This is a genomic window from Pedobacter sp. BAL39, assembly GCF_000170795.1.
Lineage (GTDB): Bacteria > Bacteroidota > Bacteroidia > Sphingobacteriales > Sphingobacteriaceae > Pedobacter.
Map to the genome: position 1 here is coordinate 159,363 of NZ_ABCM01000012.1, position 14,466 is coordinate 173,828.

Sequence of the window (14,466 nt, forward strand, 5' to 3'; positions counted from 1 at the left end):
ATCTGATGAAAATTACAGAAATATCAATCAAACGCCCTACCCTCGTGATCGTGGTCTTTACCGTCCTCACGTTGATGGGTCTGTTGAGCTACTTTGGGCTGAGTTATGAACTTCTTCCCAAATTCTCAAACAATGTGGTCTCCATCTCCACGATATATCCAGGAGCGTCACCAAACGAGGTGGAAAATACCGTCACCAAGAAAATTGAAGATGCGGTATCCTCGATGGAAAATATCAAAAAGCTGAATGCAGTTTCTTACGAAAGTTTATCTGTAGTTACCATCACGCTGAACGATAAAGCCGATGTCGATCTTTCCTTAAATGACGCACAACGTAAAGTAAACGCGATTCTCTCTGATCTGCCAGACGATGTAGACCCGCCCTCACTCAGCAAGTTCTCTCTGGATGACTTGCCGGTGATTACGATGTCTGCCTCTGCGAAGATGGATGACGCGGCATTTTATGACTTGATAGATAAACGTATTGCCCCAATCCTCTCCAGGGTAAGCGGGGTAGCTCAGGTAACACTCGTGGGTGGCCAGGAACGTGAAATTGTGGTAGGTCTTGACGCAGATAAACTTCAGGGTTATGGTCTTTCTGTACCTCAAATCCAGCAGGCCATTCTGACTTCGAATCTTGACTTCCCTACCGGTAGTGTAAAAACACAGAATCAAGACGTCCTCGTGCGCTTGTCTGGAAAATACAAATCAGTTGACGAGTTAAGAAACCTTGTTGTCGCAACCAGCAAAAGCGGTGCACAAATCCGTGTGGGCGACGTTGCAGACGTCCAGGATTCACAGAAAGAAGTTGAAAAAATAGCCCGGATTGACAGAAAAGGTGCCATCGCCATACAGATCATTAAGCAGTCTGACGCGAATGCCGTAGAGGTAAGCAGGGGTATGCACAAGATCATTGAAAACCTTCAAAAAGATTATGTAGCCAATGGCCTTAAGATCTTGATTGTAAATGATAGCTCGATATTCACACTGGAATCTGCAGACGCCGTTATCCATGATTTGATCCTGGCCATTGTACTCGTTGCATTTGTAATGCTTTTCTTCCTTCACAGTTTAAGAAATGCGGCAATTGTTATGGTATCGATCCCTGCTTCACTGATTGCGACCTTCATTGGTATTGGGCTTTTTGGCTACACGCTCAACCTAATGTCGCTCCTGGGTTTATCATTGGTAGTAGGTATCCTTGTCGATGATGCCATCGTAGTGTTGGAGAACATTTACAGACACATGGAAATGGGCAAGAACAAAGTGCGTGCAGCCTATGATGCAACGAGTGAAATTGGATTTACAGTCGTTTCTATTACGCTTGTAATTGTGGTCGTATTCTTCCCAATCGCAGTGAGCACTGGACTTGTATCCAACATCCTGCGTCAGTTCTGTGTCGTGGTGATCATTGCGACACTCCTATCCCTTGTCGCTTCGTTTACCATTGTACCCCTATTGTCTTCACGTTTCGGTAAGCTGGAGAGAATTGAGGGAAAAAACATCTTTGGCCGTTTTATCCTTTGGTTTGAAAAGCAACTGCATAAATTCACACTATGGATCACCGGAATCTTAACCTGGACGTTAAAGCATAAAGCCATCACCATTATTGGGGTGTTCTTATTACTTTTCAGTTCTTGCGGGCTTACTATAGGTGGATTTATTGGTACTGAGTTTTTCCCGAAAAGTGATAAGGGAGAGTTCCTTGTCCAGATAGAATTACCTAAAGATGCCTCTCTTGAAAAAACAAACCAGTATACTCAGAAAGCAGAAGAATTCCTAAATACAAAAAAGGAAATTACCCAGATGATTACTACGGTAGGTCAGGCAAGTGGTGATTTTGGAGGAACACAGGCTACAGCTTATAAATCGGAGATCAACGTCCGCCTGGTAGATCGTAAAGACCGCGAAGACGAATCCAGCATCTATGCAACAAAAGTGAGCCGCGAGCTCGCTAAGGTACTCGTGGGGGCAAAAGTAAAAACTGTCCCGATTAGTATACTTGGTATTGCGGAGAATGCACCTATTGACATGGTGGTGATGGGTTCTGACCTTGATAGCGCGATGAAATATGCTGAGGGTGCGATGAAGGTTCTGGCAACAATCGAAGGTTCAGCGGAGGTAAAACTATCTGTTGAAAAGGGTAGCCCTGAAATTAATGTTCAGGTAGACCGCGATAAGATGGCAGCGCTAGGTCTGACCATGCAAACGGTAGGGTCTACGATGCAGACTGCCTTTAGTGGAAATACTGATGGAAAGTACCGTAAAGGTGAATATGAATATGACATCAACATTCAGTACCAAACTTTCAACCGCAAGGATATTGATGATGTTAGAAACCTGATATTCGTCAATCCTGAAGGTCAGCAGATCAAACTATCGCAGTTTGCAGAAATCAAAGAAGGAGCAGGTCCAAGTCAGCTGGAACGCCGGGACAAGAGTACTTCCGTATCGGTGAAAGCTCAGTCTATTGGCCGTCCTACGGGAACGATCGTCACCGAATTCCAGGCAAAACTGGATGAAATGGAAAAGAATGGCAAACTGAAAAAACCTGTAGGGGTAAGTTACCTGTGGGCAGGTGACCAGGAAAACCAAAGTGAAGGATTTGGTACACTGGGAATCGCCTTGCTGTCATCTATCATCCTGGTTTATCTGATCATGGTGGCTTTATACGACAGCTTTATCTACCCGTTAGTAGTGATGTTCTCCATCCCACTGTCGGTCATTGGAGCATTACTTGCATTGGCATTGACAAATAATTCCCTGGGTATTTTCACCATCCTCGGTCTCATTATGCTCATTGGTCTGGTCGCAAAAAATGCGATCATCCTCGTCGATTTTACCAACCAGATGAAAGCCGAAGGAAAGTCAACGCACGAGGCACTGATCCTTGCCAACCATGCCCGTTTGAGACCGATTCTCATGACTACTATTGCCATGGTCATCGGTATGCTTCCAATTGCCCTTGCAAGTGGTGCGGGTGCGGAATGGAAAAACGGTCTTGCCTGGGTCATTATCGGTGGATTGACCAGTTCACTCTTCCTGACCCTCATCGTCGTACCGGTAATGTATCAGGTTTTCGATGGCATGTTGGAACGTTTTGGCTTCAACAAAAAAGGCAAAACTATGGAAGAACTGATTGCTGAGCCTTACACGCATAAAGATGTTAAGGAATATGACCTGGACCACGGCCACTAGTGCTAACTCCAATTAATCGTTAAAAAAACGCGATTTGTTCCATAATAAAAAAAGAGAATGTACTGAAAAGACATTCTCTTTTTTTATTTTACAGCGAAAAACAAATGGACTGATTCGCTGTAATATTAAAATGATGAAGTATATCCTTTCCCTGATGCTATGCTGTTGCCTGAATGCCTTTGCCCAACACCCTCCTGTATTTGAAGGGATGGAGATGGATACTACCCTTATCGTTGCAGGAGACTTAAATGTCAATCTGGTACGCTACAAATATGGTAAACCCAGCATCTCCTTCCTGGCCATTCACGACGATGAGGATACGGGCGTAAAGGCAGCATTTGAATACATACAGTTCAGCGGGGGCAGCATCATCGATTGTCAATATGGTGGTAAGAGAAATTACAAGTTCACATATAACGGTCAGCAGTACCAGACAGACCCAAACAGCATTTACTCAAAAGAAGGTGCCAAAATAGGAATTGAAAAATTTGGCCCCTCCAATAATGAAGTGGTACACCAGATGGAAAACATCGCCAGGATCATACTGAACCAATATAATCCGAAAAAACTGGGGTATATCTTCACTTTGCACAACAATGCCGACGGCGGTTTTGGCATACCGTCCTATCTCAAAGGATATGAACTTGAAAAGGTCACAGACTCAGTCCACATCAATTTCCAGATGGACCCGGACGACATGGTGCTGGTGACAGAGAAAAAACTCTACAACGCTTTAAAAAAGGCCAATGTAAATGTGGTATTGCAACATACCGAAGCCGATGACGATGGCTCTCTATCTATCTACGCGAAACGTAACCAGATTCCTTATATCAATGTAGAAGTACAACATGGTCATCAGGAAGAAAACTTAAGACTCATAGAAATCGCAGTAAAAGCGCTATATGAGTGTTACCCGAATCTGAAAGAAAAAGATAAAGCCGCAAACGAATAGTCTGCGGCTTTAAAGATACACTGCTTTAGCAAAGCAGCGCATAGAAGTTCATTAAATATGGATCGCCCTGTTTTCAGTTGCAGCCATTGCCGCTTCTTTTAAGGCCTCTGTATAGGTAGGGTGAGCATGGCAGATCCTTGCAATGTCTTCCGCAGAAGCACGGAACTCCATGGCTACAACAGCCTCTGCAATCATATCAGCCGCACGTGGCCCAATCATATGTACACCAAGGATTTCATCAGTAGCAGCGTCAGCCAGCACTTTCACAAAACCATCAGTATCCATACTCGCCTTCGCACGTCCGCTTGCTTTGAAAGGGAATGATCCTGCTTTGTAAGCCGTTCCTTTTTCTTTCAGCTGCTCTTCGGTAAAACCTACCGACGCAACCTCCGGCCAGGTATATACTACTCCTGGAATCAGGTTGTAGTTGATGTGTGGTTTCTGTCCGGCAATCGTTTCCGCAACATACACACCTTCATCTTCGGCCTTATGCGCAAGCATCGCTCCTTTGATCACATCACCAATCGCATACACTCCAGGTACAGCTGTTTCCAGATGATCATTTACTGGAATTTTGTTTCCGCGTTCTTCTGTTTTGATGCCTATATTCTCCAGCCCCAATCCTTCAGTATAAGCAGTACGTCCGACAGCAACGATACAATAATCAGCTTCCAGCTTCACCTGCTCTCCCTTCGCATTGTCGGCAGTTACAGTTACACGTTTACCTTTTGTTGTCGCTCCGGTCACCTTGTGTCCCATAAAGAACTCCATACCCAACGATTTTTTCAATACGCGTTGCAGTTCTTTTCCAAGACCAGCATCCATGGTACCAATGATGGAAGGCATAAACTCCACCACAGAAACTTTTGTTCCCAGGCGTGCATATACGGAACCCAGCTCCAGGCCGATTACCCCACCACCAATCACGACCATTTCCTTAGGAACCTCGGTAATGTTCAAGGCTTCCGTAGAAGTAATGATTCTCTTTTTATCGATAGGCAGAAAAGGAAGAGCCGTAGGCTTTGAGCCCGACGCGATGATCACATTTTTTGCGGTGATGGTCTCTGTAGAACCATCTTCCTTAGTGATCTTTACAGTATTTTTATCTACGAATGAACCCAGGCCCTGGAAAGAATCAATTTTATTTTTTTTGAAAAGATATTGAATACCGGCAGTGTTTTGCGCAACCACATCATTCTTGCGGGCAATCATCTGAGGCATGTCTACCTTCAGGTCTTTCAGGTTGATCCCGTGTGTATTGAAAGTGTGAGCAGCATTATGAAAGTGCTCAGAAGAATCTAACAATGCTTTTGAAGGGATACAACCCACATTCAGGCAAGTACCACCAAAAGTTTTGTATTTTTCTATTACCGCCGTTTTTAAGCCTAGTTGGGCACATCTGATTGCTCCAACATAACCGCCCGGACCCGAGCCAATAACAACTACATCGTACTGCATATATAAGGATTTTTTTTGTGGTACAAAGTTAATAAACATAAGGCTAATAATCCTGCTAATCCCCAGATTTTACACATCTTTAATGTTACAAACAGGACATTCAAATGGCAATTTCTGTATATTTAGCCATCACTAAATCGATCAAACACATCATGACCAGTATTAAATCCTTAGGGCTTGCGCTTGTCCTCTTTTTTGCAGGAACATCCCTGTTGGCGCAGCAGTCAGACTCTGCGTATGTACGCGAAAATTACACTAAAATAGAACGCAGCATCCCTATGCGTGATGGCAAAAAGCTCTTTACCGCGATCTATATCCCTAAGGATAAAAGCAAGAAATATCCATTCATGATCAACCGCACGCCTTACACCTCTGCACCTTATGGCGAAGCAAATTACAAAACCTCACTCGGTCCCACTTCCTTATTTCTCAGGGAAGGATTCATCTTCGTTTATCAGGACGTGAGGGGCCGATGGATGAGCGAAGGGGATTACGTTGATGTGAGGCCACACATCGACCACAAAAAAGGAAAAAGTGCCATCGACGAAAGTTCCGATACGTATGACACCATAGATTGGCTGGTCAAAAACATTCCCAACAACAATGGCAAGGCCGGACTATATGGCATCTCCTACCCGGGTTTCTACTCTACAGCAGCATTGCCTGGCGCACATAAGGCATTAAAAGCAGTATCACCGCAGGCTCCGGTAACCGATTGGTTCAGGGGGGATGATTTCCATCACAACGGGGCTTTCATGCTGGCGGATGCCTTCAACTTTTACTCCTCTTTTGGGGTGCCAAGACCGAAACCCATCACCCCGGACAAAGGACCTAAACCTTTCGAGTATCCTATTGTTGACAACTATCGCTTCTACCTCAGCATCGGCGCACTAAGAAATGTGAACACCAAATACTTCGGCGACAGCATCCAGTTCTGGAACGAGATGATGAAACATCCTAACCTCGACGCATTCTGGCAGGCGAAAGACATCACTCCTCATCTTAAAGACATCAAACCTGCGGTCATGGTTGTAGGTGGATTTTTTGATGCTGAAGACGCCTTCGGCACATTCCACACCTACAAAAGCATCGAAAAGCAAAATCCGAATGCCATAAACAAACTAGTCGTCGGCCCCTGGTTCCACGGCGGATGGGTCAGAAGTACAGGCAGTAGCTTCGGGGACATCAAATTCGGCCAGCCTACCAGCACCTACTACCAGGAAAAGATAGAATTCCCCTTCTTTATGCACTACCTTAAAGATGGTGCCAACCCTAACCTTGCAGAAGCAACGGTATTCCTTACCGGCAGCAATGAATGGAAGTCGTTTGACACCTGGCCACCAAAGGATACGGAAACAAAAACGCTTTATTTCCAGGACAAGGGGGGACTGGCTTTTAATAAACCTACAACCGCGGACAGCTTCAACGAGTATGAAAGCGACCCCAACAACCCGGTTCCTTATCAGGATGGTGTGCAGGCAAGAAGAACACGCGAATACATGATCGATGACCAGCGCTTTGCGGCTCGCAGACCTGATGTTAAAGTATTTCAGACAGAAGTCCTGACTGAAGACATTACCCTCGCCGGCCCGCTTACTGCTGATCTCCTGGTCTCCACCTCAGGCACCGACGCGGATTATGTGGTGAAACTGATTGATGTATACCCTGAAATCACTGAAGAAACATCAGCAGAAAACAAAGAGGTGATCATGGGCGGATACCAGATGCTTATCCGTGGCGAGGTGATGCGCGGGAAGTTCAGGAACAGCTTTCAGACCCCGGAACCGTTTGTACCAGGAAAAGTTACTGAGGTAAAATACACCTTGCCCGACGTTGGACATACCTTCAAAAAAGGACACCGCATCATGGTACAGGTACAAAATTCCTGGTTCCCGATTGTAGATAGGAACCCCCAGGTATTTACAGACATCTATCAGGCTGCTGATGCAGACTTCAGGAAAGCAACACACCGCATCTACCACGATCAGCAAAATGCCTCTTCCATCATTGTAACGGTACTTAAACCATAAACACCTACTGATGAAAAGGACCTTTTATCTGTTATTTATTTACATGCTGGCCGCAAGCCCGCTCATTGCAACGGCGCAACTGCTGGGTGCCAAAAAAGGGTATAGCCGTGCTGATACACTCCGCGGGATGTGGGGGCCCCTGCGCTCTTGTTATGACATCAACACCTATCACCTCGATGTGAAAATTGACATCGATAAAAAATTCATCAGCGGCAGCAATGAATTCAGCTTTACCGCCCTGAGCGACTTCAGCACATTGCAGTTTGACCTTTTCAGGAACATGACTATCGAAAAGGTGGTCTACCTCGGACAGGAGATACACTTCCACAGAGAACTGGACGCTGTATACTTGTCCTTCCCCAATGAAATCAAAAAAGGCAGCAAAGCAAGCTTCAGGGTCTTCTACTCGGGCAACCCCAGCATTGCCAGACGCCCACCATGGGACGGAGGGTTTATATTCAGCAAGGACAGGTCCGGCAACCCATGGGTTTCCGTTGCCTGCCAGGGATTCGGCGCCAGCAGCTGGTGGCCCACGAAAGACCACCAGAGTGACGAGGTAGACAGCATGACGGTCAGCATTAGCATTCCCAACGGACTGGATGAAGTTTCCAACGGTCGCTTTGTCAGCAAAAAAAAGCTTGACGACAACTATACACAGTACAACTGGCGTATCAGCAACCCCATCAACAACTATAGTGTCAGTTTTTACATTGGCAAATATGCACACTGGACAGATACCTATCAGGGTGAAAAGGGACCGCTGACACTGGATTTCTGGGCGCTGAGAGAAGACAGTACCGAGGCCCGCCCGCACTGGGATGCAGATGTCAAACCAATGCTTAAATCTTTTGAAAGCTGGTTCGGCCCCTATCCTTTTTATACTGATGGATACAAGCTGGTACAGGCACCACACCTCGGCATGGAACACCAGAGTGCCGTTGCCTATGGCAATAAATTTAAAAAAGGATACTTGGGCAGCGACCTGTCGGGCTCAGGATGGGGAATGAAGTTCGACTTCATCACCGTTCACGAAAGCGGCCACGAGTGGTTTGGCAATAACATCACCAGTAAAGATATCGCTGATATGTGGGTTCATGAGGGTTTTACCTGTTATTCAGAAGCACTGTTCACCGAGAGCCTGTATGGTAAGGATGCAGCTTCAGCTTACGTTCAGGGCATCCGGATGAACATCTCTAACGACATCCCTATCATTGGCCCCTATAATGTCAACAAAGAAGGATCGGGAGACATGTACTACAAAGGTGCAAACCTCATCCATACCATCAGACAGCTGATGGCTAACGATGATCAGTTCAGGGCAATCCTGAGGGGGCTGAACAAGGATTTCTACCACCAGACCGTAACCACACAGCAGATCGAAAGCTACATCGCCAAAAAAAGTGGACTAAAGCTGGACAAGGTTTTTGACCAGTACCTTCGCGATACCCGGATTCCCCTGCTGGAATATAAGATCAAGGATGGCAAACTGACCTACCGCTGGACAAACGTTATCGAAGGTTTTGATATGCCACTGCTGGCAAACCTGAAAGGCAATAAAACGTTCAGCCTCATCCACCCGGAAACTACCTGGAAGACCACAGCCCTGACTGCCGGTATCGACAGCAAAAGTTTCATGGTAAATCCTAATTTTTACATCAAGACAAAAGTGCAGCAATAGCAGATGTAAAGGCCGCAAAAAACAAAGCCTGTATGCGAAAACGCATACAGGCTTTTCTATGATCAAAACCTTTAAACGGCCTGAATGTCTAATTATACACCAAGCAACAATCTTGCAGGATCTTCCAGTAATTGTTTTACACGAACAAGGAAACCAACAGATTCTCTTCCATCAATGATCCTGTGGTCGTAAGACAAAGCCAGGTACATCATTGGACGGATCACCACTTCTCCTTTTTCAGCAATCGGACGTTCGATGATGTTGTGCATACCAAGGATCGCCGACTGAGGTGCGTTGATGATCGGCGTAGACATCATAGATCCGAAAACACCACCATTAGTGATGGTGAAAGTACCACCTGTCATCTCTTCAATCGTCAACTTGCTATCGCGGGCCTTCGTAGCCAGCTCAATTACCGACTTTTCAATCTGCGCAAGCGAAAGGCTTTCGGCATTTCTGATGATCGGCACAACAAGACCTTTCGGTGCTGATACCGCGATAGAGATGTCCACAAAATCATTGTATACCAGCTCGTCACCGTCAATACGTGCATTCACGGCAGGAAAATCTTTCATCGCTTCACACACCGCTTTAGAGAAGAAGCTCATGAAACCAAGACCTACACCATGTTTTTCCTTGAACTGATCTTTATATTTACTGCGCAGGTCCATGATCGGCTTCATGTTGACCTCGTTGAAGGTAGTCAGCATGGCCGTTTCATTCTTGACGCTCACCAGACGTTTTGCAACTGTCTTACGCAACGGAGACATTTTTTGTCTGCGTTCGTTTCTTTCTCCCGCAACAACTGGGGCAGCAGCAGCTGGTGCCGCTGCAGGCGCAGCTTTAGGTTGTGATTTTTCTGCTTTCAGGGCATCTTCCTTAGTAATTCTTCCATCCACACCAGTACCCTGTACAGAACCGGCATCTACTCCTTTTTCAGCAAGAATCTTTCCTGCAGAAGGAGATGGCGTACCTGTTGCATAACTGCTTCCAGATTTTTCAGCCACCGGAGCAGCTGCTTTTTCTTCAGCTACCACTGCCTTTTCTTCTTTCGCAGCAGCAGGAGCTTCGGCCGCTTTAGGTGCAGCCCCTCCATCTTCAATCTTACATACTACAGCACCTATCGCCAGGGTATCTCCCTCGCTAGCTACTGTTTTCAAAGTTCCAGCCTGTTCAGCAGTTAACTCAAAGGTTGCTTTATCAGATTCCAATTCGGCAATAACCTCATCCATTTCAACTGCTTCTCCATCGTTTTTCACCCATCGTGACAAAACAACTTCGGTAATCGACTCGCCTACTGGCGGAACTTTTATTTCTATACTCATAACTGATGTATTATATTTCTCTAATCTACATTATAAACTTTGCTCACCGATTTTTTGGCGATCTTTTTCTCCTGCTCCGTTACCGGCATCTCAAAAGATTTTGCCAGGATATAGGCTTGCTGGTCTGCATGTTGCCTTGCAAACCCAGAAGCTGTGCTGCTGCTCTCCTTCCTTGAGATCACTTCGATTGCGCTGAAACTTGTTTTACGAAGTCTGCGCAATAGATATGGCCAGGCACCCATGTTCTCAGGCTCTTCCTGTACCCAAAGTGCCTCGTCCGCATTTTTATATTTCTTGTATACGGCTTCCATCTGTGCCACAGGAGTAGGATACAATTGCTCAACCCTCACAATGGCCACATCTTTGATCTCGTCTTTCGTCTGTTTTTCCAACAGCTCGTAGTAAATCTTACCGCTGCAGAACAACACCCTTTTCACATCAGCTGCTTTCACACGGGCATCATCAATGACCTCCATGAACTTGCCATCGGTAAACTCTTCGATACCGGATACACACTGAGGATGACGCAACAGACTTTTCGGCGTAAAGACCACTAACGGTTTTCTGAAATCGCGCTTAAACTGTCTGCGGATGGCATGGAAGAAGTTCGCCGGTGTTGTACAGTTGGTAATCTGCATATTGTGGTCTGCACAAAGTTCCATAAAACGCTCAATACGCGCCGAAGAGTGCTCCGGTCCCTGTCCTTCATATCCATGTGGCAACAACATCACCAAGCCGTTTTCACGTTGCCATTTGGTTTCTGCACTGGCAATATACTGGTCTACCACAATCTGTGCACCGTTGAAGAAATCTCCAAACTGAGCTTCCCAGATGGTCAGTGCATTCGGATTGGCCATGGCATAACCATATTCAAAACCAAGTACACCATATTCCGAAAGGTGTGAATTGTAGATGTCAAAAGGCGCCTGCTGATCAGAAACATTCGACAGTGGGATATATTCTTCTTCTGAATCTTCAAGGGTAATCACGGCATGGCGGTGCGAGAACGTACCACGTTCCACATCCTGTCCGCTTAAACGGACGCGTTTACCCTCTGCCAGTAAAGTACCATATGCCAATTGCTCACCCATGGCCCAGTCGAAGATGTGTGTCGTCGTGGCCATCTTACTACGCTCGTCAAAAAGCTTTTCAATTTTCTTGAAGAATTTCTTGTCTTTAGGCAAACTGCTGATCCGCTTCGCAACTTCAAGTAAAGTGTTTTTCTTAACCGCTGTATTTGGAGAGCTCTCGAAATCCTTGGCTGTAGCAATGCGCATATCTGCCCATGCACCACCAAATTTAACATCCTGATAAGTGGAGGTCAGCTCCTTAGCCTCATTTAAACGCTCCTGCAGAATACCACGGAATTCTTTCTCCATTTCTTTTGCCAGGCTCGCTTCCAGTTTCCCCTCACTAATCAGTTGCTGCACATAGATGTCACGCGGGTTGGCGTGTTTCTCAATGGTCTTATACAGCAATGGCTGTGTGAACTTAGGCTCATCCGCCTCATTGTGTCCGAACCTGCGGTAGCACAGGATATCGATAAACACATCATTTTTATATTTCTGACGATATTCCATTGCCAGGTTAATTGCATAAACCAGTGCCTCTACATCATCGCCATTCACATGGAACACGGGAGATAAAGTCACTTTTGCGATATCCGTACAATAGGTACTTGAACGCGCATCTTTATAGTTGGTGGTAAAACCAATCTGGTTGTTGATGATCAGGTGAATGGTACCGCCGGTTTTATAACCGTCAAGACCGGCCATCTGGATCACCTCATATACGATACCCTGACCTGCGATAGACGCATCACCATGGATCAGAATTGGTGCAATGCGTGCATTGTCGCCACCATATTTAAAATCTATCTTAGACCTTGTCATCCCTTCTACCACACCGTTCACCGTTTCCAGGTGAGATGGGTTTGGACAAAGGCTCAGGTGTACATTTTTACCATTATTGGTGGTCACGTCTGTAGAATAACCAAGGTGATATTTTACATCACCACCAAACGGAGATTCAGCACTGTAACCTTTGCCCTCAAACTCGGCAAAAATATCCTTATAGGTTTTCTGCATGATATTGGCAAGAACATTCAGCCTTCCGCGATGCGCCATACCGATCACAAATTCTTCAATACCAAGTTCAGAGCCTTTCTCAATGACAGAGTCCAAAGCAGGAATCAATGCCTCAGCACCTTCCAGCGAAAATCTCTTCTGCCCCAGGAATTTGGTGCCCAGAAAATTCTCAAAACTTACAGCTTCATTTAGTTTTTTAAGTATCCTGCGTTTCTCATCAATGGAGAAGTTGGGCGTATTGCGCACACCCTCCATTTTCTGTTCAATCCAGGAAAGTACTTCAGGAGTACGCACATACTTATATTCAGCACCAATAGACCTGCAGTAGGTCTGTTTCAGAAAAGCAACGATATCACTCAGCTTCGCAGCGCCAAGACCAACCTCGATGCCGGCATTGAAAACAGTATCGTTGTCAGCCGCCGACAGCTTGAAATTCTCCAGATCCAATGTTGGCAGGTGCAGGCGTCTTTCACGAACGGGATTGGTATGTGTAAACAGGTGGCCGCGCTGACGATAACCATTGATCATGTTCAGCACGTTGATTTCTTTAAGAAAATGCTCGGGAGTTTCATCAGTTACTGCGTTGCCGCCAGCAGCTCTTCCAAAGTCAAAGCCTTCGAAAAATTTCTGCCAACCGAACTCAACTGAACTGGGGTCTTCCTTAAAAGTTTGATAAAGGGATTCTACGTATTCGGCGTTCTCGCCGCTGAGATAAGATAAATTATCCATTATTTTTGAATATGCTATAAGTATGGCAAAATTAGGATTTTACCTATTAAATAAGGCAAAATTCTTTATAAATCTTCAAGAAATTCTGTCATGTCGCAGACATTCTTCAAAGGTGTCAGATGGTCTTTTACAAGGATATCAAACTCGGAGATCAGGCTCCCTGCCACAATTAATGGCACATTCAGATTATCCATCACCTTTCCTATAATCTTGTTCACATCTTTCCCAAGGTTCAAGGAAGTGAGCACAATAAAAGCATAGTCAGGTTTGTAAGAAGTCACGACCCTTTTTAAATCGGCATATGGAATTTCCGAGCCCAGATACAATGTTTCATGACCGCATTTCTTCAACAGGTACCTAGCAAAAAGCAAGCCTGTTTCATGCATTTCCGCTTCAGGAAGAAATAAAAGGAATCTTTTTGCATCTTTTTTCTCGGGTTTTTCAACCTTATCAATCTCCACAATAATCCGGTCCCTGATCAGGTTTGAAGCGAAATGCTCCTGTGAAGGATCAATGGTACCCGTTTGCCACAACATCCCTACTCTTTTCATAAATGGGAATAAGATGACATCCATTGTTTCAATAAGTCCCATCTCGGCAATACACTTCGCAAGGATATCGGAAAAAGCGACTTCATCATAGGCCATTGTTGCGTCCGACAAACTGAGCATCTGTACGGAGTCATTGTGATAATCGGCCTTAAGCTGCGAGACCAGCTCCACGATCTGGTTTTGGGTCATCCTAGCAATCCTGCTGATCTTATAACCATTCTCATTCAGGGCCACGATATTCAACAGCATCTTCAGATCTTCTTCATCGTAATAGCGAATGTTTGTGGGTGTCCTTTTTGAAGGCACGAGATTATACCTGACTTCCCATGCCCTTATAGTATGGGCCTTAATGCCAATTAATCCCTCGATGTCACTTATTGAAAATTTTCTCACGCCACAAATTACAACAATTGTTAAACAACTTTGTTGAAAAAAATAATTTTGTTCAACGGACAGTAA

8 protein-coding genes are annotated in these 14,466 nt (G+C 45.3%); 4 read left to right on the plus strand and 4 right to left on the minus strand.

What is annotated here, in order from left to right; genetic code table 11:
• The first annotated feature begins 5 nt into the window (after positions 1-5).
• Positions 6-3,197 carry an efflux RND transporter permease subunit gene (locus PBAL39_RS16175; RefSeq protein ID WP_008243399.1) on the plus strand — a complete coding sequence of 1,064 codons (3,192 nt, stop codon included), beginning with the start codon at positions 6-8 and terminating at the stop codon, positions 3,195-3,197.
• 130 nt (positions 3,198-3,327) lie between these two features.
• A complete protein-coding gene (locus PBAL39_RS16180) occupies positions 3,328-4,149 on the plus strand; it encodes a hypothetical protein (protein WP_008243401.1) in 822 nt (273 codons plus the stop codon).
• A gap of 51 nt (positions 4,150-4,200) precedes the next feature.
• Here the strand turns inward: PBAL39_RS16180 and lpdA are convergent, their stop codons facing one another.
• Positions 4,201-5,607 carry a dihydrolipoyl dehydrogenase gene (gene lpdA / locus PBAL39_RS16185; RefSeq protein ID WP_039866815.1) on the minus strand — a complete coding sequence of 469 codons (1,407 nt, stop codon included), beginning with the start codon at positions 5,605-5,607 and terminating at the stop codon, positions 4,201-4,203.
• A gap of 104 nt (positions 5,608-5,711) precedes the next feature.
• Between lpdA and PBAL39_RS16190 the strand changes: the two genes are divergently transcribed.
• Both PBAL39_RS16190 and PBAL39_RS16195 read left to right on the plus strand, forming a co-directional pair.
• The gene (locus tag PBAL39_RS16190) at positions 5,712-7,637 is read left to right on the plus strand and encodes a CocE/NonD family hydrolase (protein WP_008243405.1); all 1,926 of its coding nucleotides are present in this window, start codon (positions 5,712-5,714) and stop codon (positions 7,635-7,637) included.
• A gap of 10 nt (positions 7,638-7,647) precedes the next feature.
• A complete protein-coding gene (locus PBAL39_RS16195) occupies positions 7,648-9,315 on the plus strand; it encodes a M1 family metallopeptidase (protein ID WP_008243414.1) in 1,668 nt (555 codons plus the stop codon).
• A 92-nt stretch (positions 9,316-9,407) separates the two neighbouring features.
• On the opposite strand, the gene odhB is transcribed toward PBAL39_RS16195, so the two are convergent.
• The 3 genes from odhB to PBAL39_RS16210 form a co-directional block, all read right to left on the minus strand.
• Entirely contained in the window at positions 9,408-10,640 is a 1,233-nt protein-coding gene (gene odhB, locus PBAL39_RS16200; protein WP_008243416.1) for a 2-oxoglutarate dehydrogenase complex dihydrolipoyllysine-residue succinyltransferase, read from the minus strand.
• Between the two features lie 20 nt (positions 10,641-10,660).
• Positions 10,661-13,456, minus strand: coding sequence for a 2-oxoglutarate dehydrogenase E1 component (locus tag PBAL39_RS16205; protein WP_008243417.1), 2,796 nt, complete (start codon positions 13,454-13,456; stop codon positions 10,661-10,663).
• 65 nt (positions 13,457-13,521) lie between these two features.
• Positions 13,522-14,400, minus strand: coding sequence for a MerR family transcriptional regulator (locus PBAL39_RS16210; RefSeq protein WP_232282971.1), 879 nt, complete (start codon positions 14,398-14,400; stop codon positions 13,522-13,524).
• Positions 14,401-14,466: the final 66 nt, after the last annotated feature.

Coding starts and splice junctions, on each gene's coding strand:
- PBAL39_RS16175 (WP_008243399.1), top strand. CDS start 6: ATGAAAATTACAGAAATATCAATCAAACGCCCTACCCTCGTGATCGTG.
- PBAL39_RS16195 (WP_008243414.1), top strand. CDS start 7,648: ATGAAAAGGACCTTTTATCTGTTATTTATTTACATGCTGGCCGCAAGC.
- PBAL39_RS16190 (WP_008243405.1), top strand. CDS start 5,712: ATGGCAATTTCTGTATATTTAGCCATCACTAAATCGATCAAACACATC.
- PBAL39_RS16180 (WP_008243401.1), top strand. CDS start 3,328: ATGATGAAGTATATCCTTTCCCTGATGCTATGCTGTTGCCTGAATGCC.
- PBAL39_RS16205 (WP_008243417.1), bottom strand. CDS start 13,456: ATGGATAATTTATCTTATCTCAGCGGCGAGAACGCCGAATACGTAGAA.
- lpdA (WP_039866815.1), bottom strand. CDS start 5,607: ATGCAGTACGATGTAGTTGTTATTGGCTCGGGTCCGGGCGGTTATGTT.
- odhB (WP_008243416.1), bottom strand. CDS start 10,640: ATGAGTATAGAAATAAAAGTTCCGCCAGTAGGCGAGTCGATTACCGAA.